This is a genomic window from Rhizobium sp. CC1099, assembly GCF_029714385.1.
In the GTDB taxonomy this organism is placed as follows: domain Bacteria; phylum Pseudomonadota; class Alphaproteobacteria; order Rhizobiales; family Rhizobiaceae; genus Rhizobium.
Window position 1 is genome coordinate 1,890,910 of sequence record NZ_CP121642.1, and the last position, 19,490, is coordinate 1,910,399.

General features: G+C 57.5%; 19 protein-coding genes and 2 pseudogenes. 11 read left to right on the forward strand and 10 right to left on the reverse strand.

What is annotated here, in order from left to right; all coding sequences use genetic code 11:
- The first annotated feature begins 417 nt into the window (after positions 1-417).
- The 5 genes from QA644_RS30305 (at position 418) to QA644_RS30325 (ending at position 5,338) form a co-directional block, all read left to right on the forward strand.
- On the forward strand, positions 418-1,173 hold the full coding sequence (locus tag QA644_RS30305; RefSeq protein WP_283072844.1) for a DUF2092 domain-containing protein: 756 nt from the start codon (positions 418-420) through the stop codon (positions 1,171-1,173).
- Positions 1,170-1,382, forward strand: a complete 213-nt coding sequence (locus tag QA644_RS30310) for a hypothetical protein (RefSeq protein WP_022712582.1) — start codon at positions 1,170-1,172, stop codon at positions 1,380-1,382. Before QA644_RS30305 ends, QA644_RS30310 begins: the two co-directional genes overlap by 4 nt.
- A 67-nt stretch (positions 1,383-1,449) precedes the next feature.
- Positions 1,450-2,970 carry a guanitoxin biosynthesis MBL fold metallo-hydrolase GntH gene (gene gntH / locus QA644_RS30315; protein WP_283072845.1) on the forward strand — a complete coding sequence of 507 codons (1,521 nt, stop codon included), beginning with the start codon at positions 1,450-1,452 and terminating at the stop codon, positions 2,968-2,970.
- Positions 2,971-2,972: 2 nt separating this feature from the next.
- Positions 2,973-4,058, forward strand: a complete 1,086-nt coding sequence (locus QA644_RS30320; protein WP_283072846.1) for a GTP-binding protein — start codon at positions 2,973-2,975, stop codon at positions 4,056-4,058.
- A gap of 563 nt (positions 4,059-4,621) precedes the next feature.
- Positions 4,622-5,338, forward strand: coding sequence for a DUF4157 domain-containing protein (locus QA644_RS30325; RefSeq protein ID WP_283072847.1), 717 nt, complete (start codon positions 4,622-4,624; stop codon positions 5,336-5,338).
- A 451-nt stretch (positions 5,339-5,789) separates the two neighbouring features.
- Here QA644_RS30325 and QA644_RS30330 read toward each other — a convergent pair.
- Both QA644_RS30330 and QA644_RS30335 read right to left on the reverse strand, forming a co-directional pair.
- Positions 5,790-5,913 (reverse strand): annotated as a pseudogene (locus QA644_RS30330) (IS630 family transposase); the annotation flags it as partial.
- A 167-nt stretch (positions 5,914-6,080) separates the two neighbouring features.
- On the reverse strand, positions 6,081-6,479 hold the full coding sequence (locus QA644_RS30335) for a RidA family protein (protein WP_074072470.1): 399 nt from the start codon (positions 6,477-6,479) through the stop codon (positions 6,081-6,083).
- 170 nt (positions 6,480-6,649) lie between these two features.
- On the opposite strand from QA644_RS30335, the gene QA644_RS30340 reads away from it, so the two are divergent.
- Together QA644_RS30340 and QA644_RS30345 are read left to right on the forward strand one after the other, a co-directional pair.
- Positions 6,650-7,237 carry a TetR/AcrR family transcriptional regulator gene (locus tag QA644_RS30340; RefSeq protein ID WP_083636005.1) on the forward strand — a complete coding sequence of 196 codons (588 nt, stop codon included), beginning with the start codon at positions 6,650-6,652 and terminating at the stop codon, positions 7,235-7,237.
- A gap of 733 nt (positions 7,238-7,970) precedes the next feature.
- Positions 7,971-8,603 (forward strand): glutathione S-transferase family protein, encoded by a 633-nt coding sequence (locus QA644_RS30345; protein ID WP_283072848.1) that lies wholly within the window; start codon positions 7,971-7,973, stop codon positions 8,601-8,603.
- A 473-nt stretch (positions 8,604-9,076) separates the two neighbouring features.
- Here the strand turns inward: QA644_RS30345 and QA644_RS30350 are convergent, their stop codons facing one another.
- On the reverse strand, positions 9,077-9,349 hold the full coding sequence (locus QA644_RS30350; protein ID WP_246763403.1) for a hypothetical protein: 273 nt from the start codon (positions 9,347-9,349) through the stop codon (positions 9,077-9,079).
- Positions 9,350-9,688: 339 nt separating this feature from the next.
- Entirely contained in the window at positions 9,689-10,597 is a 909-nt protein-coding gene (locus QA644_RS30355) for a LysR family transcriptional regulator (RefSeq protein ID WP_194730692.1), read from the reverse strand.
- A gap of 105 nt (positions 10,598-10,702) precedes the next feature.
- Here QA644_RS30355 and QA644_RS30360 point away from each other — a divergent pair, with 105 nt between their 5' ends.
- Together QA644_RS30360 and QA644_RS30365 are read left to right on the forward strand one after the other, a co-directional pair.
- Positions 10,703-11,575 carry an SDR family NAD(P)-dependent oxidoreductase gene (locus QA644_RS30360; RefSeq protein ID WP_283072849.1) on the forward strand — a complete coding sequence of 291 codons (873 nt, stop codon included), beginning with the start codon at positions 10,703-10,705 and terminating at the stop codon, positions 11,573-11,575.
- A gap of 78 nt (positions 11,576-11,653) precedes the next feature.
- Complete coding sequence (locus QA644_RS30365) at positions 11,654-12,475, forward strand: alpha/beta hydrolase (RefSeq protein ID WP_283072850.1); 822 nt, start codon at positions 11,654-11,656, stop codon at positions 12,473-12,475.
- Positions 12,476-12,757: 282 nt separating this feature from the next.
- On the opposite strand, the gene QA644_RS30370 is transcribed toward QA644_RS30365, so the two are convergent.
- Positions 12,758-13,525 carry an alpha/beta hydrolase gene (locus tag QA644_RS30370; protein WP_283072851.1) on the reverse strand — a complete coding sequence of 256 codons (768 nt, stop codon included), beginning with the start codon at positions 13,523-13,525 and terminating at the stop codon, positions 12,758-12,760.
- Between the two features lie 188 nt (positions 13,526-13,713).
- Between QA644_RS30370 and QA644_RS30375 the strand changes: the two genes are divergently transcribed.
- Positions 13,714-14,172, forward strand: coding sequence for a MarR family transcriptional regulator (locus QA644_RS30375; protein ID WP_283072852.1), 459 nt, complete (start codon positions 13,714-13,716; stop codon positions 14,170-14,172).
- Between the two features lie 321 nt (positions 14,173-14,493).
- The gene (locus tag QA644_RS30380) at positions 14,494-16,143 is read left to right on the forward strand and encodes an EAL domain-containing protein (protein ID WP_283072853.1); all 1,650 of its coding nucleotides are present in this window, start codon (positions 14,494-14,496) and stop codon (positions 16,141-16,143) included.
- Between the two features lie 228 nt (positions 16,144-16,371).
- Here QA644_RS30380 and xth read toward each other — a convergent pair whose 3' ends face one another.
- From xth to QA644_RS30405, 5 genes and pseudogenes are all read right to left on the reverse strand, one after another.
- Positions 16,372-17,145 (reverse strand): exodeoxyribonuclease III, encoded by a 774-nt coding sequence (xth, locus tag QA644_RS30385; RefSeq protein ID WP_283074058.1) that lies wholly within the window; start codon positions 17,143-17,145, stop codon positions 16,372-16,374.
- On the reverse strand, positions 17,142-17,333 hold the full coding sequence (locus QA644_RS30390; RefSeq protein ID WP_283072854.1) for a hypothetical protein: 192 nt from the start codon (positions 17,331-17,333) through the stop codon (positions 17,142-17,144). The genes xth and QA644_RS30390 overlap by 4 nt, the downstream gene beginning before the upstream one ends.
- A gap of 957 nt (positions 17,334-18,290) precedes the next feature.
- Positions 18,291-18,383, reverse strand: a pseudogene (locus QA644_RS30395) (exonuclease); the annotation flags it as partial.
- Between the two features lie 139 nt (positions 18,384-18,522).
- On the reverse strand, positions 18,523-18,789 hold the full coding sequence (locus QA644_RS30400) for a BON domain-containing protein (protein WP_283072855.1): 267 nt from the start codon (positions 18,787-18,789) through the stop codon (positions 18,523-18,525).
- Positions 18,790-18,868: 79 nt separating this feature from the next.
- Positions 18,869-19,135: a DUF1488 domain-containing protein gene (locus QA644_RS30405; RefSeq protein ID WP_074072487.1), complete on the reverse strand. Its 267-nt coding sequence runs from the start codon at positions 19,133-19,135 to the stop codon at positions 18,869-18,871.
- Between the last annotated feature and the right edge of the window lie 355 nt (positions 19,136-19,490).

Here is a 19,490-nt window from a genome sequence, read left to right on the forward strand (position 1 = left end):
TCACACATTCCTCTCGACCGAGGCCGAGGAATGTCGGCAACAGCCTATGGACGGAGCTGCATTTGCGGAGTACGTTTAGTAGCAGATGCTTATATTGCGGGCGTTTCGGCCAATGGGGAGCAACTAAAGCCGCTGCCAAATATGTGGCGGGTTTGATTAGCCTGCCTACATGCCTGGGTGACCTCTCACTGCTCAAGATATACACGCTGAACTGGTGTTGTGCCAATGATGCGTTCAGCTAAATGTGGTCGGCGAAACCATCTCGGGGTCTGGGTCCGAGGTCAGGCGGCCATTGCGTCGTTCCGCCTCAACCACAGATGCATTTTCGAAGCCTGCACAAAATGAATCCGGACCAGGTCGATACCTGACGAACGTTCAAGGGAGGCTACCTCGATGAGGACGATAGCGCAAACGGCTATGCTGGCACTGATCATTGTGTCTGGAACGGGTTCGAACGCAAAGGCTGGCGAAGCGGAGGCCAAGGAGCTGGTCAAAGCGATGTCCGACTATCTGGCGGGACAAAAAACCGTCTCGTTCGCCTACGATACCAGTTTCGAGGTCGTCACCACAGAACATCAGAAACTGCAATTGGCGAGTTCAGGCAAGGTGGGAATGGCTCGTCCCGACAAGATTCGCGCCACACGGTTCGGCGGGTTTGCCGATGTCGAGATAACCTTCGACGGAAAGTCTCTGACGCTGATGGGCAAGGACGTCAATCTCTACACCCAGTTCGAAGTGCCCGGTTCGATCGACAATCTGATCGAGGAGTTGAGAACGAAGCATCACCTTCCCGTACCGGGCGCTGATTTACTTCAGTCAAACGTCTACGACGAGTTGATGCGCGACGTTGTCGATGTGAAGGATCTCGGCAGCGGTGTGATTGCTGGCACTGAGTGCGATCATCTCGCGTTTCGGACGAAGGACGTCGACTGGCAGATATGGATCGCCCAAGGGGAGCACCCGTACCCATGCAAATATATCATCACGTCCAGTCAAATAGACCAGGGGCCACAATACAGCGTCCAGTTCAGCGAATGGAAGAGCGGTGCAGAATTGGACGCGGAGGATTTCAGCTTTAAGCCCCCGACGGACGCCAAGAAGGTCGACGACCCGAAGCAACTTATCGATATCGACGAGCTTCCAGATAACTTTGTCGTAGGAGAGGCCAAATGAACATATCGACGAAACTCAAAATCGCCGTGCTGGCGGGGATGGTGGCGTTGTTCGGGCTGGAACTGGGATCGGAGCTTTCAATTCCGGGCGTGCACAGTTTTGTGGCGACCAGCGAGGCGAGGGTTGGACGACCCCGTACCCCAGTGAGCGTCGCCGGGGTGGCACGGCGCACGGTGCGGCGCTGCGCGGCCGGTGTGTACTACTGCTAGGGTTTTGCCTCAAGGCTGAGGTTGTGAACCCGTCCCGGAGGGCTTCGATCGGTGAGGTAAACGCGCCATGAAACCGGAAACAACAGAAGAAAAGATCGTACGCAATGAAGCTGGCGCTGGTCAGCGGCCGATAAGTCGCCGCGAGGCACTCAAGGCAGCAGGACTGGCCGGAGCCGCGGCTCTGTCAACGGCTACCGTGTCATCGGCGCAAACGGCTGGGGAAACACCAGCCGCGGCCCGGGCGAAAAACCCTTATGGTGGGGTGCCGAGCGGCGGGATCACGCTCCCACCCTACTACCGACCCACCCCGGGCCTAGCGAGCAACAACGTTTATTATCCGGGCCAGGAACAGCTCGGACCCGATGAGATGCGGATTTCCTTCATCGGCAGTACGCCGATCCCGGTCACCCGTGCACAGGCCGGCACCTGCATCATGGTGGAGCTCGGAAACGGGAAGCGGTTCTTCTTTGATTTCGGCTCCGGCTGCGTGCGCAACATCATTGCGATGGCCGTGCCGTTGTCGGTGGTCAACGACATCTTCTTCACTCACCTTCACGTGGATCACTACGCGGACCTGCCGTATCTATTCGCTTTCGCCCCCTGGATGGGGCGCTGGAAGCCGCTGCGCGTGCATGGTCCATCTGGCCGTACGCCCGAGGACGGCATCAAGACGATGATCGAGGGCATGAAGATGATGACGCGTTGGCATACGGACTCCTTCAACGCCTGTCCGATCGGCGACGGCTACGAGGTCGAGGTCAACGAGTTCGATTTCCGAGACGACAACGGCGTCTGCTACGACAAGGATGGCGTGACCATCCGTCACTGGCGGCGATCGCACACCAAGGACGGCGCCTCGGCCTACAGGCTCGACTGGAACGGGTTATCGTTCGTCTGGACCGGCGACGGTCGACCGGACGAACGCACTTTGGAATTGGCGAAGGGGGTGGACGTATTTGTGACCGAGGTGCAGCCGGACACGGCCAATCTCCAGGCGATGAAAATGGGCATGCCGTCAGTCATCATGAGTACGACGATCGACCAGGCTCACAGCCCCCATTACGCGGTGGGCTACATGTTCGACAAGATCCAGCCGCGCCTCGCGATGGTCACGCATACGACTTACGACGAGGAGTTGATCCCGGAGATTACGGCCGGGATCCGTATTCACTATAACGGGCTGTTCCAGTTCGGCGCGCCAGACGTCGTGGTCGTCAATGTTACAAAGCATGCAATTTGGTCGCGCAAGGCAGCAATTCCCGATTCCGGCAACATGACACGTCCGAGCCCTGCCGAGGCCGTTGAGCTATTCGGCCTGACGCCGACAAATCTGAAAGTTACATTTCCAAATCCGCGAAATCCGCTTGCTGATCAATTGGAGCCGGAAACTCTCAACGGGGACATCGACCCCAAGAAATATTACCCACCGGATGTGTATCGCGAACCGAAGAAGGATTACCCGAGGGACTATACCATCGATGTCCGCGAAATGGCTCTGGTGAAGGCAAAACAGGCCCAGACCAAGCTGTCGGAAAAGGCTGCGCATATCCAGGCCATCATCGACGCTATTGAAGGAAGCAGGGAGTAGCGATGGATCGCGACATCATCTTCCCGCCAGGCGATACCGAAGCGGCGTCGTTCTGCGCGCCCCAGCAATCTGCCGCGCAGGCGGTGCCGTTGACCGTCCTCACTGGCTTTCTCGGAGCAGGCAAGATGACACTCCTGAACCGTATTCTCAATGGCGGTCACGGCCTTCGGGTCGCGGTGCTGGTGAACGACTTCGGTTCGATCAACATCGACGCCGAGCTGGTTGTCGGCATTGAAAGCGACGGGGATATCATCAATCTCGCCAACGGCTGTGTATGCTGCAACATCCGCGAGGATCTGGTCGCAGCGGTGACGCAGGTGATGGCTCGTCCTGAAAAGCCCGAATACGTCCTGCTCGAGGCCAGCGGGGTGGCCGATCCTTCCGGAATCGCACTGGCTTTCATGAACGAAGATATGCGCGACCGCATCAGGCTGGACAGCATCATGTGCGTCGTGGACGCAGAGCAGATCTTTGCTGCACCGGAGATGATGGAACTAAAGCTCCGCCAAGTGGCATTTGCAGACATGCTCATCCTCAACAAGGTCGATCTTGTCACCCAGAAGGAGATCGAGCGGATCAAGGCATGGCTCGACGACCGGTTCCACCGCTATCGGCTCGTCCAGACATCCCGCGGCGACGTGCCTTTGGAAATCCTGCTATCGGTGGGTCGATTCGATCCCTCCCGGCTCGATGGCACATCTTCTCGTGACCAGAGCAGCCATCCTCACGACTGTAATGGACATGATTGTGAGCATAGCGCCCACGGCCATCGGCATGACCACTTGCAAGCCTTCAAGACATGGAGCTACGAGACGTACGCGCCACTTTCCCTGGAACCATTGCGGGAAGCGGTGCGCAAGCTTCCTGCCAGCGTCTACCGATGCAAAGGCGTGGTGCATACGGCCGAAGAACCGGGCCGACGGGTCATTCTTCAGGTTGTCGGCAAGCGAGTTGATATCGCAGTCGGGGACGAATGGAATGGCAAAGAGCCACTAACCCGGATAATCGCCATCGCAGCACATGATGGTGTGGATGGAGTGGACCTCCGCGCGACTTTTGACAGATGCCGTTGTAGCTCCGTTTCATAGCAAAGCAGCCATGTCGGAAGGTGGATCGATCCTGTCGAAGCCAGTTCGGTTATTGATCAGGGAGACTACACGCGGGATTCGGCGGGCAAGGAAGCAACTGGATTCAAACAGTGCCGGGCAAGGAATGGTTCACGATGCTGCGACACTCAGGGTCGATGCCTGTGGATCAATGGCGGTTCTGCGATTGACCTTCAGCGTGTCGACATACCGATCCGGCTCATAGAGATCTCGCGGCCGTGCCGAAAGCTTTGGACGATCCCGCGGATCCGGCCTCCGCCAATCTAATACCTGATCGCTGGCGAGATGGGCGACGTACCGCACTTTCCTAGCCTGCTCGGCCTTGGCCCGGTGTCGATCCTAACGCCGCCATGGTGCGACAACGAGTATGCTAGGGCAGCCCCGCAGCCGGGGTACAACCCGAATGCGAGCCTCCAATAGGACGGGCGCGAGCGTTCGAGCAGAATTGGCGAACCGGCGAGATTTAGTGCGCAAGTGCTAACATTAGCGTCTTGTGATATTGTGCCGAGCTGTTGTCGGTGGCCAAATTCACGAGAACGTGCGTCATGATGACAATGACGATTTTATTACTCACTGTGTCGTTTGCTGTCGCGTGGGCTCGGCTTGGCGACATCGGCCATCCCGAACAATTTCTGCGCAACGTCCAGCGAGAAGCGGGCAATGCACAAAGCGACGTGCCAAATATCTTTGGCCGCATCGGCTGGGAGATCGCGGATATTGGAAAGGAATTGGATCGCGTTCGCTCGGAAGCCCAAGTCTTGACCGCAGCTACGGCATTGGAGCAATGGATCATCGCATCACGAAATACGGCCCGCTCCAGCGGTGTGATGCCAATGCCGCCGGCGCTTCGTCAAGCGCTCGGAAACTTTTACGATGAGCAGATCTATGACATGGTGACTTTCAAAATTGGTGATAGCGCCCCCCTGAACCTCGCAGACCTGGCCATGCGATATGGCGATGCAGACGCGGTTACATTGATCGACACCGTTATTTTCAGAGATGAAGCTGGAGCAAACGATCCTGGGCTATGGGTTCATGAGCTTAAGCATGTTCAGCAGTTTCGGGACTGGGGAACGCGTAGTTTTTCCATACGGTATTTGAGAGACTGGAAATCTGTTGAGGACGAGGCATACGCCGCCACTGCCCGATTCAACACGATCCAACAAAGGACAACGCCACAGACCCGTTCGCCCAACGTCATTCAGCCGACGCCCACTGTACCTCAAGCCGTACAGCCTCGGGCCGAATGCAGTCGGTTGTAGGATAGGGCGCGCGGTACGCGCGGTATACGGGGGAAATTTCCGGCGGCTCGGCCGAGGCCCCTGCGCTCACTTCCCAGATGTCTGAACCTCGTAAATCCGAAGGGCGCTCGACCCTTTCGGGGAGCGCCCTTCGCCGACCCGGACAGCTTCAAACGCGCGACAAGATCGCTGCAGGATGCCATCACATGTGGGTGGTAGCCTCCATATGTGTCGTCGGAACGAGAATTCAATAGCTCGCCGGCCCCCAATCAGGTTTCACATAGTGCATGATCTCAATGGCCTCGCCGCTCATGCGGTGATCAACGTCCAGACAGCCACCCAGATGGCATCCTCAGTGAAGAAGCAGGCGGTTCCTTCAAACAAAACCACCGGTCATGACGGCTGACCGACATGTGTCCCAAGCCTTCATTTCGATGCAGGTGATCATTGTGGTTTGCGCGAAATGTCTCCGCCAGGCCCCGCAAGCGGCGCCGATGATCACCTCATAAGTGTCGAAGACGCGGTTTGAGAGCCGGTTGGGCCACGTGTATTGCCACATGTTCTCGACCGGTTCAGTTCGCGCGAGACGGCAGAAAGCGCGAGCCCCCCAGGTGGACATGACGGCTGCTCTTGCAATGTGCAGCTGCATGCGACACCGGCGGCATCTGCTCGGCTTACACCGTCAAACACCGCCGCGAGCGAAAACACCCGGCTGCCCTGCTGCGCCCTGTAAGCTTGAGCAACCGCTCTGGTAGGAAGTAGCTTATGCCGCTTCAGGAATGCGAGCGATGACCTTGATTTCGAAATCAAAACCGGCGAGCCAGTTCACACCGATTGCCGTCCAGTTGGGATAAGGCGGACTGCTGAAGATCTGGTTCTTGACGGCCATGATGGTCTCGAACTGGTTTTCGGGATCTGTGTGGAACGTGGTCACATCGATAATATCGTCGAAGGTGCAGCTTGCCGCTTTCAGTGTTGCCCTTAGGTTGTCGAAGGCCAGTTCGACCTGACGCCGGAAATCAGGTTCGGGAGTCCCATCGGAATGACTGCCGACCTGCCCGGAGACGAAGAGGAGGTCGCCGGAGCGGATCGCGGCTGAATAGCCGTGTGCTTGGTAAAGTGCATGCCTATCGGCAGGAAAAATTGCGTCGCGTTGCGTCATGTGTCGATCTCTCTTCATCTTGGTGGGTGGCGCTCGATGAGCAAAACGCTGCTTGCGGAGCTTCACAGGCTGTCGCATCATTGATATACGCCACGTATGCCAAATATCAGACATACGCCTCGTATGTCAATTACATATACGTCACGTATGTGAAAAACAGGAGTCATCAGATGGCAAAGCGACGCGTCGAGATGATGGAAGAGACCCGCGCAAAGCTGGTTGCGGCGGCGCGGAAGGCATTTGCCGAAAAAGGCTACGCTGCCGCCTCCATGGACGAGCTGACCGCCGAGGTCGGCCTCACTCGGGGAGCGCTTTACCACAACTTCGGGGACAAGCGTGGACTTCTGGCCGCCGTCGTCAACCAGATAGACGCTGAAATGGCCTCGCGAGCGCAGGAGATCGGCGGCCGAGCGGAAAACGCCTGGGAAGGGCTGCTTACTGAGGGTACGGCCTATATCGAAATGGCGCTCGATCCCGAAGTACAGCGGATCGTTCTGCTCGACGGGCCAGCGGTCCTCGGAGATCCATCGCAATGGCCTAGTCAGAGCAACTGCTTGCAGGCCACAAAGCAGACGGTAAAGCGGCTGATCGCCCAAGGAATTTTGAAGCCAGTGGATGCAGAGGCGGCCGCCCGGCTTCTGAATGGCGCCGCGCTCAATGCGGCTCTCTGGATTGCGGCCAGCGAAGATCCGAAAGATGTCTTACCGAAAGCCACCCAGGCCTTCCGTTACCTGGCCACAGGTCTGCTTGCAAATTGATGATCTCATCCACGCTGCCACGCGCCGCGATTGTCGCCTGCCCCGGATGGCAAAAAAATCCCTCATAGCGGCCCTGCCGCCGGTCGCTCGACCCTTGGCGTCGCGTGCTCTTTCTACGGCCTGGAACCGCATGAACCGCGATCACGCAATGGTAGCAGGAAATACGAAATGTCTTCGTTACACTTTTGCTTCAATGCAACCGCAACACCTGCCCTGCCCGGAGAAGCCAAGGATCGGAAGGACAGGGCAGGTGCGGGATTGTCGAACGGACCGTGAAGTAGGAGCGCGACCCTCCTTCGTCCCGAGAAATCACAATCAAGCCGCCAAGGAACCCAATCTGCGCTGCTGGCATAATGGGTAAGGAGGTGTCGAATTGCCTCGGTGAAAGAAGTTCCTTGCCGCTTGCACCCCTTCGATATCGTGAAAGCAGCACGGATGACTTTTTTGTGACCCGCTGTCGGATCGGATTTTCCTCCAACGTCCTTTGAATGCGACGACGAATTCAATGATGGGAGGAGAATGAACATGATGATTGTCGCAGGCCATTACAACGTTCCGGCCGCTCGGCCGAGGACTGGCGTGCAGTTCCAAGTTGGAAATGTCCAGAAACATCACATCGGTCACCCGGGGGCCTCGGTTCTGGCAGCTTAAGTGGCCGAAGCGTTCTGCTTCCCACCCCCTACGCACTTGTCAACGCCGTGACGCTGTCTGTTTGAAACTGGAGGAAATCAAGATGATGAAACTATATGGATTAGGTCCGACGCGCTCGCTTCGCGCACTTTGGGCCCTTCAAGAGCTTGATGCGGAATTCGAGTTTGTGCCCGTCAATCTCCTGGCTGGCGAAAACCGTCGCCCCGACTTCCTGCGCCTCAATCCCGCCGGAAAACTCCCAGTGCTGGTTGACGGTGACCTTATACTTACAGAATCCGCCGCGATCGTCATGTATTTAGCAGAGAAGTATGGTGCCAAAGGGCTTATGCCTGCCGACCTAAGGGAGCGGGCGCGGGCGTATCGCTGGTCTATGTTTGCGGTGACCGAACTTGAACAGCCGCTGTGGCGGATCGCCAAGCACACCTTTATATATCCCGAAGACAAACGACTGCCAGAAGACATAGCTCTCGCCAGAGAGGAGTTTATGGCGATGGCGGCAATACTTGAGCGTCACATGGACGGGCGTCAGTTCATCGTTGGCGACAAAATAACCATCGCTGATTGCGTCACCGCCTATGTTGTGGACTGGGGTAATGAAAATGGGCTGGTTGACGGCTGTCCAAATCTCAAAGCTTATCTTGAGCGGATGTACGCGCGTCCTAAGGCGCCGCAGCGGATCGCCGAAGCCCTCGCAAACCTCCAACCTGTTGCCTGATCGAGATCTTCGGAAGTGCGCTCGGTGACAGGCGATGCCTGCATGCTACCCGAAGTGCGTACCGAGAAACTGCTGCCGTGACCTGAAGAATACGACGAGGGCTCGTCCAAAAGGTTCAAAAATGGCGAGCCCTGTCGCACCTCGTGCCGCGGGAGCTCATCTCAATTCCCGCTGCACTGGGAATCACGGTCCTTTGAGTCCCTGTAAAAATGATGCCAAAAGTCAGCACGCCAGCAAACTAGCTAAAAAGGATTAGTACGGTCGCGCACCTTCAGCGGAGGTGGCGCCGGGTTCTTCAGAAGTCAGATGCCTCTTTCTCAGGGCATCGACAAATCTCCATGGCCGTGGCTTCATCAAGGCGTTCGAGCGGCAGCGTTCAGCAATGACAGCGACCTTGCGCGTCTCCGTGTCGACAATCGACCAGCTGCCATCTTCGTCGCGTCTGGCGTAATATTGCGGGCTTATTCGAACTATCACCTTGGTCTCTGTTTTTCGGTGAGCTGAACCGAGGTTTCGGTCACGTCAATGTTTTCATCGCCGGCGATGCTAGCAATTAGCCGCTCCAGGCTTTGTTCGTTGGTGACACCGTGCTGATAGAAATAGATGATCTGGCTTGCGAGTTGGTCGCGCTCAGCATCGCTCGTTATGTGATGGGTAGTACAGATGCGATCGAAGATTCTCTTGCAGATTTCAACATCGTCGTTCTGCAAAGGCATTTCACGGGCAGAGAAATGGTCTCTGGTCATGGTTGGTTTCCTCAACACTCCCTAAGAAGCCAACAGAAACCCCGCCAAAAGCGGGGTAAGGTACCTCACGAAGTTATTGCGACAAGGGCTCGTCTAGAGAGGGGTCGAAGGCGAGCCCAAGCCATCAGTCTAGTGCCCAAGGGATGATCCCACTGCACTACGGTGCACGTCGACTTCAGCGACTGGAGGGCGCTAAAAAAGCGTGCAACCCACAACGCGCATGAGAAGGAAAAGTTCCCCGGTATACAGCGCATGCTATACGGGCAGCTTCTCTCAACATCGAGCGTGGTTAACATCGACGCCATTATGACGTCTCTGGGCTGACCGCGGCAAGCGCGCTCAGCGTCCTGCCCGCAAGACCTGTCTTGCCAGATCGATGAAGGCGCGCAGCTTCGGTTGGGCTTGAGCGCGCCGCGGAAAGTAAAGGAAAAGACCAGGCGTCGTCGGCAGGAACTGCTCAAGCACACGAATAAGTTGGCCGGCGCGCAATTCCGCTTCTACGGCGATATCGGCGACATAGGCGAGGCCAAGGCCGGCCCGCGCCCAGGAGACGAGCAGCGCACCGTCGTTGACGATCAGGCTACCCGGCGGGTCGACGGAGAAGCTCCGGCCGTCGCGTTCGAATTCCCACCTGTAGAGCGCGCCCGAATTCGGAAAGCGATACCGAATTGCCTCATGGCCTGCCAGGTCCTGTGGTGCCTCCGGTCGGCCGCGAGCGGCGAGATATGCGGGGCTCGCCACGACCGCCCAGGTAATGTCCCGGGAAAGACGCACCGCGACCATATCGCGCTCAACATACTCGCCGATGCGGATGCCGGCATCGAAACTGCGTGCGGACAGGTCGATTGTCGCATCCTCGACCGCCACTTCGACTGCGACCCTCGGATACTCGCGCCTCAGCGCGGGAACGACAGGCTCCATAACCAACGGCACCGCCATGCGCGGCACTGTGAGGCGCAACAATCCCGACGGTTCGTGCACTGAGGCGACGTCCTCGACAGCGGCGATGATTTCGGCGGCCGCAGGAGCGGTGCGCGCCAGCAGAGCCGCGCCGGCTTCCGTCAGGCCGACGCGCCGTGTCGTGCGGATGAACAACGGCGTTCCAAGCTTTTCTTCGAGGGACTTCACCGCCTGGCTTACGGCAGCTGGCGACACACCCAGTCGCGCAGCCGCTGCGGTGAAGCTGCCCGCCGCCGCCGCCGCAAGGAAAGCTGGGAGGCCAAAGAATGGATCCTGTCGCAAGCTCATGCGTCGATTATTAACCCATGCTTTAAAATGCTGAAAGGAGATTGGGATTTTTCCCGGGAATTTCCTCAGTTAGGCTCTGCCCATCGACGGTAGAGGAGATAGGACATGACCGACGCAATTATATCCGACACAATGGTTCTGCCACGCCGCGACATTCTCACTGGCATGCTTGTTGCTGGCGCAACGGTTGGCGCGGGGTTCGCCGCTAAACCGGCAGCGGCGCAGGCTCCCGGTGTCCTTCAGGGTAAAGTCGCAATCGTTACCGGGGGAACGTCTGGCATCGGCGCGGTGACCGCCGGCGTCCTAGCTCAGGCCGGAGCCAAGGTTGCGTTCAACGGCCGGCGAGAAGCACTCGGGCGCGAAGTGGAAGGGCGGATTCGGGCCACTGGCGGCGAGGTCGTCTATATCAAATCGGACGTGCGCGACGCCCATCAGGTCGAGCGTTTCGTAGCTGAAACAGTCGAGCGTTACGGCCGCCTCGACATTGCCTTCAACAATGCTGGCATCGACCTGCCGCCAGCGCCAATCGCCGACACCGATATTGCCGGCTTCGATGATCAGATTGCGACGAACCTGCGCGGTGTCTTCGTCGCAATGAAATACGAGCTGCCGCATCTCGTCCGCTCCGAAGGGGTGATGATCAACATGTCTTCGATCGGCGGCCGGCATGCCTTTCCAAACATCGTCGCCTACGGAGCTTCAAAGGCTGCCGTCATCCACATGACTCGCGCCGCCGCACAGGAGTACGGACGGCACGTACGCATCAACGCCATCGCGCCAGGAGCGATCGAGACTCCGATGCTCGAGCGGGTGCGGCGCGACTGGAAAGTGACGACCGAACAACTCGTTGGCCCCTACCCTATGCGGCGCGCCGGGGCGCCGGAGGAGGTTGCGTCCCTGGTCGTTTTCCTCGCCAGCGATGCCAGTTCCTATATCAGCGGACACGTCATCGGGATCGACGGCGGCGATCTTGCTTAGTTTCTGGCTCCGAAAGCGGACCTCACCAATCCCCACGGGTCATGCTAACATTATGAAGTTGGCATTGAGGGTGAACGTTTGGTCGAACCGATTTCGCAAGAGCAATTTTCGGCGCTGAAGCGGAACGCCGTTCTTTCGAATGGGCTTCGGCTTGCCTATGTCGAGATGGGCGACCCTGACGGCGTGCCGATCCTCCTGCTCCACGGATTTACCGACAGCGCCAGAAGTTGGAGCCTCGCCGCGCCATATCTCGCGACAGGCTTCCGCGTGGTTGCGCTGGACCTGCGCGGCCACGGGCATTCTGACAAGCCTGAGGGCTGCTACACGATACCCGAGATGGCAACTGATGTCCGGTTCCTCATAGAGACGCTGGGTCTTGTGCCGACCCACGTGGTCGGCCATTCGCTTGGTGGGCGGCTTGCGCAAGCGGTCGCTGAGCGCTGGCCTCGTCTCGTTCGCAAAATCGTACTCTTATCGACCTCGGCCGCGCTGCGCGAACGTCGGGGGTGGTTGTGGGAAAACATTCAGATGCTCCGCGATCCGATCGATCCAGAATGCGCATTCATACGGGAATGGTGTGCTGGAAAACCTCCAGTCGACGAGAATTTTCTTGCCCATGCTCGACGCGAAAGCGCCGCGTTGCCGTCACGCATCTGGCATTCGATTTATTACGAGCAGCTTGCCTATGACCCGTCGCCACTTCTCCAGGATATTTCCGCGCCGACCCTCATCCTGCGAGGTGAGGAGGATATGATCGCGACTAAGAAACATCAGGCCCAGATGCTTGAAGCGATCGCCGGCGCGGAGCTCATTTCTCTTCCCGGCCACGGCCATAACCTCCACTGGGAAGACCCTGAACGAGTGGCCGGCTTAGTTCGGACTTTTCTGGAACGCCCATGACAAGCCGGAGCTGAGTTGCATTAAGCCCCTTGTGACGGATTCCCTCGGGAACCTCAATCCGCGCAAGCTGTGTCAGAGGAATGCACGATCTCCCGACCTAGGCTTGCCTATCAACTATCCGGAGTCGGCCGGGACATGATGCTCGGCATCAGCCGTGGCACCGGCCAGATCCTTCGAATATCGCAGCAGCGCATTGCGGGAAGCACCCGATTCGCATCGGCACGAAGGTGGGCCGGTGCGAGGACGCACCGGCCCCTTTCGATTGCGAAATGGCAGAGGCCTCTATTGCGCGGCTTCTTCGATCAAGTCGGCGACGACTTGCGGCTTCGAGGTCATCACGACATGGGAAGCGCCTTCGACCACGACAGTGTGCTTGGAGCCTGCCCGCTCCGCCATGAAGCCTAGCGCCTTTGCCGGGATATTCTTGTCACCATCGCCATAGATGAACCATGAAGGCAAGTTTTTCCAGGCGGGCTCGCCGGATTTCTCAGTCAGCGCCGCCTCGGCGATCGGGCGCTGTCCCGCCGCCATAAGAGCGGCTTGTTCCGACGGTACGTCGTGAGCAAACTGCTGGTGGAACTTTGCCTTGTCGATGTAAAGGTCTACGCCGCCATCGGGCAACTTGACGGGGGCCGCGAGCGCTTGGCCAAGTGTGCCACCCGGAAATTTGCCGGCCAGGTCCGCTGCCGCTTCTCCAGCTTCCGGTGCGAAGGCTGCGACATAGACAAGCGACTTGACGTTGTCATGCCCCCTTGCCGCGTTCGATATCACTTGCCCGCCATAGGAGTGGCCAACGAGAACGACGGGGCCTTCGATACTGCTCACGACGTTTGAGACATATGCGGCATCACTCGAAACACTGCGCAGTGGGTTGGCCGCGGCGACGACCGGATAGCCGTCCTTTTCGAGAATTTGGATGACGCCGTTCCAGCTCGAAGAGTCGGCAAATGCGCCATGCACGAGGACGACGGTGGGCTTGGCCGACTGTGCGGCAGCGGCACCTGCAAAAAGAGCACCAGCAAGGGCGACGGCGGTAACAAACTTGGACATGTCATTTCCTTTCTATCGTTGGTGGTTTCAGGTCTCGGAGTGGTGGCACTGAAATTAGCGAAGCAGCATTCGGATGTAAGTTGCGTGCTATTTATTTGTGTGCAATCTAAATAGACGAGCGGGATATTGCAGTCAATAGCTTGCAAACAGATCGCGCACAAAATATTTTCAGAAGGATGGAGAGTGCCATGAACGCCAACGCAGCCGATACTGAACTCGACCCCCCTGATATCGGAAAAATGCTATGTTTTTCCATCTATTCGGCGGGCCACGCCTTCAACCAGCTCTATCGGCCCCTGCTTGCCGATCTCGGTCTTACCTACCCTCAATATCTGGTTTTGGTTTCGCTCTGGAGCCGCGACGGACGCACCGTCAAGGAACTCGGAGAGGCTTTGTTCCTGGACTCCAGTACCTTGACGCCCTTGCTGAAGCGACTGGAGTCGGCGGGTCTTGTCACTCGCACACGCAATCGGAAGGACGAGCGCCAGGTGCTTCTTCACCTCACGGCTGAGGGTCGGGCGCTTAAGGATCGTACCGCGCAAGTTTCGAAGTGCATCAGCGAAGTTGTGGGGATCGATGCCGAAACAGCGCGAAAGATCAAGGTCGCAATCGAAGCTATCCGCGACGCTATCCACGAGAGGGCGTAGAAAGACGCTCCGAGCCGGCCGCAATCTCGCTGATCGGCGCGATAAAAAGCACGAGGCTTCTCTCGTGTGGTCACCATATGAACGTTGTTTGCCTCTCCCGACGGGCGTTTGATTGCGAAGCTGGCTTTGGTGGCAGATGCTGCGTCCATACCGCACTTTTCGATATGCCGGCAGGATCGCGAGGGATCTGAATGAAGGCCGATTCCGGACACTTTCTTTTCATTTGACGCTCCCTAGTTGTTATCTTGCTAACCAAAGCGAAACCTGATTGAAAAAATGACCTTCAGCATGTTAGCAATGTCTCAACAGCCTGAGGTGGGAATGAAAGATTCTAATGTGGCTGCGTCTATGAACGGTCAAGCTGATGAATTTGTTTCTTATTATGGGAATAGCCTAAGACTGGTAAAATGCTCTGCAAAGGTTGCGCAGGCCTACAGAATCGTAGCCGCGGCCGATGCGACTCTTTGGCAGGTATATCCAGAGCTGCTGGACCCCGACCGCAAATCGCTTGTCGAGGCCGTGCTTGCCGGCGCCATCCCGTGCAATATCGCGATTGAACCTGGCGCGTCCAATGACGGGCGCAATCTTCTCCTTTTCAGCACAGAACGCGGACTCGGCGTCATCGAGTCGCGAACCGAGACGGCTCGTTCGAAGGCGCCGAATGGAGATGCAGATCGAGCTTTGCTTCTTCATCAGGCTAGGCATGACGCATTGACGGGACTGGCCAACCGTCGCCAGTTCAGCAGCGACCTTCAGGCGAATCTCCCGATGCTTGCCGGGTACAAGCTTGCATTGATGCAGATCGATCTCGATGACTTCAAGCCGGTCAACGACACCCTTGGTCATGGCGCCGGCGATATCGTGCTCAAGATGACGGCGGAACGGATCCAGGCCGTTCTTCGCGACGGTGAGACCGCCTACAGGCTCGCAGGCGATGAATTTGCCGTCATTCAATCCTGTGACGACCAGCCCGCTGAAGCAGAGCGTCTGGCCGAATCCCTGGTCCGTGCGTTCAAAGATCCGTTTACCATCGACGGGATCAGTGTGTTTGTGGGCGCAAGCGTCGGAATTGCCATTGCCCCGATTGACGGCAACGACGGCGAACAATTGATGAAGGCTGCCGACATTGCGCTCTACGCGGCCAAGAATGACGGACGCGGCCGCGCGAGAACGTTCAACCGCTCGATGATGATTATGCTGGAACAGCGTGAGATGCTGAGGCGCAGCTTACGTGTTGCCCTGCAGGAACAACAGTTCTTCATTGAGTATCAGCCCCTCGTCGAGATTGGGGACGGGATCATAGGCTTCGAGGCCCTGCTGCGCTGGCGTCACCCTTATGCTGGCGTTGTTCCGCCGGGCCTTTTCATTCCCATGGCCGAAGCCGACGGCCTGATGGGCGATATTGGAGCGTGGGTGCTCGAACAGGCTTGCCGTGAGGCGTCGACCTGGCCCTCGCATTTTATTGTATCGGTCAATCTTTCTCCGGCGGAATTCCTGCGCGCCGGCTTCACCGACCGAATAACCCGGATCCTCGACGAGGTCGGGTTCCCGGCCGATAGACTGGAGCTCGAAATAACCGAAACCGTCTTGCTTGAGCGCACGACCAACAACCTCGACACGCTCCACACCCTTGAGGTCTTGGGCACCCGGATCGCGCTCGACGACTTTGGCACTCGCTATTCGTCCCTGAGCTACTTACAGAGCTTCCCGTTCGACACGATCAAGATCGACAAGCACTTCATCAATGATGTCGAGACGAACCCGAAGAGCCAGACGATCGTGCGCTTCATCATCGGCCTTGCACATGGATTGGGGATGCGGGTTACGGCAGAAGGCGTCGAGACCGCCGGTCAAGCGGGTTGGCTTGGCAGAAAAAAATGCGACCGACTGCAAGGAAACCTCTTGGGCGCCCCGATGTCTGCCGAAGCGATTGGCGATTTTCTGCGTCAATCGTCGTTCGAGATGCTTTAAGCTCTACCAAACTCGCTCCCGCCGGCAGGCGTCCTTCGACCTCAAATCACACACAGGCGATGCGCGCACCTTGTGTTCGTCAAGCGCGGAAAGCCGCGAGACAGCGGAAGATGCGGCCCGACAACAACAACTCCCCATCAGGACCTCCTTTGACGGAGCCCTGAATTCACATATGAATCAAAATTCATAGACGGCGCTCGACCAGCGCCGCCCACTGCGCGGTTTTTGTCAATCGCGGATTTCTATCCAAGCTGGCGCATGATCACTCGCGTGCGGTAGCGATCGGACAGACTTGTCGACGCCCGCAGCTACCAGATCCTCGGCCAACGATGCGTTTAGCAGAAAGTGATCGATGCGAAGGCCGGCGTCGCGAGCGAACGCGTTTCGAAAATATTTCCAGAATGTGTAGATGCGTTGATCAGGATAAAGATGCCGGATCGCATCGGTCCAGCCTTGCGAAACAAGATCAGCGTAGGCCGCCCTCACCTCGGGCCGGAACAAGGCGTCGTCTCGCCATCGCTCAGGGGCGTAAACGTCGATATCGGTCGGCATGACGTTGAAATCACCTATCAGCGCGCTTGGAACATCCAGTTCCAGAAGCTCGGCAGCGTAGCTTTTAAGGCGCTCGAACCAGCGAAGCTTATAGTCGAATTTCGGGCCTGGCGCCGGATTGCCGTTGGGAAGATAGATGCACCCGATGATGATGCCGTCGATAACTGCTTCAATATACCGGCTATGCGTGTCGTCAGGATCGCCGGGCAGTCCACGCCTGGTTTTCACAGGCTCTTTTCCTTTCGCCAAGATGGCGACACCGTTCCAGCTTTTCTGGCCATGCCAGATGGCCCCATATCCCGCCTTCTCAAGCGCGCGTCGCGGGAACTTCTCGTCAGGCGTTTTCAGCTCCTGCAGACATGCAATATCCGGCGAGGCTTCCTTCAGCCAGCGCAGGAGAACATCGAGCCGGCCATTTATACCGTTGACGTTGAAGGTGGCGATTTTCACGGCCAATCAGAGCTCGGTGTGGCGGTTGCGCGGTCACATTCGCCGGCCTTTGGCTCGTCTTTCGCCTTGTGACGGCAATCGGCGAAAAGCAAGCCGCCAACGTCGGCGCTCGCCTCAAACCGTCCCTTCTCGTTGCGCCGAGCGTAGCGTTCCTCGGAGCTCGCATCGGTGAGCTTGCGCTTGATCATGTCATTTCATCCTCCTGGTTGCCGTCCCATTCACAACGCATGTCGCGACAATAAGATGCATTGAATCAAAGGCATGTTCTTGGCTTGGAAAGCGCGAGACTGAGCGCCGCCGAGCCATTGCGGGGCATTTTGTATTAAGATATGCAGCCCGCTGGCCGGAATCGTGCTGCCTTCCCAGCGTTTCGAACGGGAACATTTGAACGCCCGACCGTTGCGTAATGGATTTCCGGCCGGGTAAATAGTTCACCCCTGATACGTGCTATGCGCCGTCCTCCATGCCCCACAATCGGCTAGCGAAGGAACTATCGTTTTTGTCATGCGTTCATTTGCCGGACGTGGTCGCTAACGTCCCTCTTCGTCACACTAGCCCGCTTTGGCGGGCATTTTTTTGTACATACGGAGACGGCTTCGGGCCCTAAAGATTGGGTGGGTAATGGATGGACGTGCTTCCACACATCGGCGGATGCGGCCTGTCTCGTTTTCAAGCCCTGCGGGGCCGGCTGATGTCCACAAGCGTCGCATGAACCCCGTGTTCCGCGGCAGGTGGATCGCACATCGAGGCCCCCGCCGCACCAAGCCATGAAAGCTTGAGCCTCACCCACAATTGCGGGTGGCTCTCGCCCGGGGGCCGATCGTGATGTGGGAATCGGACTGGCCGAGCTTCATCGGGGCACGCGCTCACAGTGTTAACGACGTTGAGGAATCGTGACTCGACTCGTCCCTGACCTCGATGGTTCTATTTGAGAACAGGTTGGGGAGTTGGTCGATGGGATATGAGTGGGATGACGCCCGCGAGCGTCGGGCTTACGCTATAAAGGTCGTCTCGATAGTGCTGGCGTCAGCGGTGACGGCAGGAGTTCCAACTTGGATCGTTGCAAAAGCCATGGGGCTTTGAAAGCGTAGCGATCAATCCTCAGAGGCTGGCTCGGCGATACCCGCCGTGACATTTGCGTCTATGATTTTATCGGGATCGTGAGCCGCGCACCAAAATCGGTATTGCGAACCTTCAAGGCAAAGAAATTCGCAGTCAAATATGATTGCAGTCTTCATGATCACCGTCGCTCTTTGGCGAGGCCCTTGGTAGCGGGAATATATGTTACCGTGAAACCGACGACGATCCTTCGGCGACTAACTTCGGCGCCGTAACTGATTTTTCGAAAAGGTCACGCCGTCATGGTGAAGACGGCGGTCACAAAGTTTGCGATAATTCATTGCGGACTTTTTGCACGCCCTTGGTTTGCTGAGTAACCTCCACGGCCCTGGAAATCTCGGCGCGGCCGGAGACCCAGCCGGAAAGAGTGATCTCGGCTCCGTGAGCCGATACGAAAATATAGGTTGGATCAATATCGGCGGCACATGCCAACGCGTCGTAAACGGCCGACTCGATATCAGCCGCTTCCGGAAGTGCCGTTGCGGCGCGATCTCTCACACCCAGATTTTTTCTATCGACCGACATAACCTTGTCTCCAGGGCTTATCTAAGGATCTCGGCCATACCGTCCTTGCGGGACATTGACCGCCTATAGATGTAACGGGCTATCGACGGATGTCCTCTGCCGTTAGTGTGTAATTGTTTCTGCGGCTACGGTTATAGGCTTTGGATGCGGCCTCCAGAATCGATGGTCGCTCTGCGTCGAACGCATCGAGGCATTCAATCTCGGACCGACTAGGTTGGTCCGTGGACCGCAGAGCGGTCGCTTCGATCAGAAATCGGACTTCGAACATTCCATCGTAGCCCAAGAAGCGGACCCCCTTCCGATTTTCGTCGAAACTGCGACTTCTATTTGGGAAGCTGAGGGGCATTACCACTTCTCTCCATCAGGGTTTGATTGGGTTGGTACTTGATCGGAACGAGCCGATGCCGGGGCAGGCATTGCGCTTGAGCTCCCGCGGCCCCCATTCATCGAAGGCTTCAGACCACGTATGACCGGCACGGAGGCTTGCTCGCTGCGGTTGAGAAGCGCAAACAGCAACCCGGCCTCACCGACCCGGATGTTCAAGACATGCCCGATGAGAAATTTCGTCGCGCTCAGAATGACCGGGAGGTCCTCGATCGGGCGAAGTTCATAAACGCCGGCTTTCGCGAGGACACGATCCATCGTGCTCATAGTGGCAGTCGTAAGATGACTGGAAAGTTTAGGGGACGACATTACCGTCC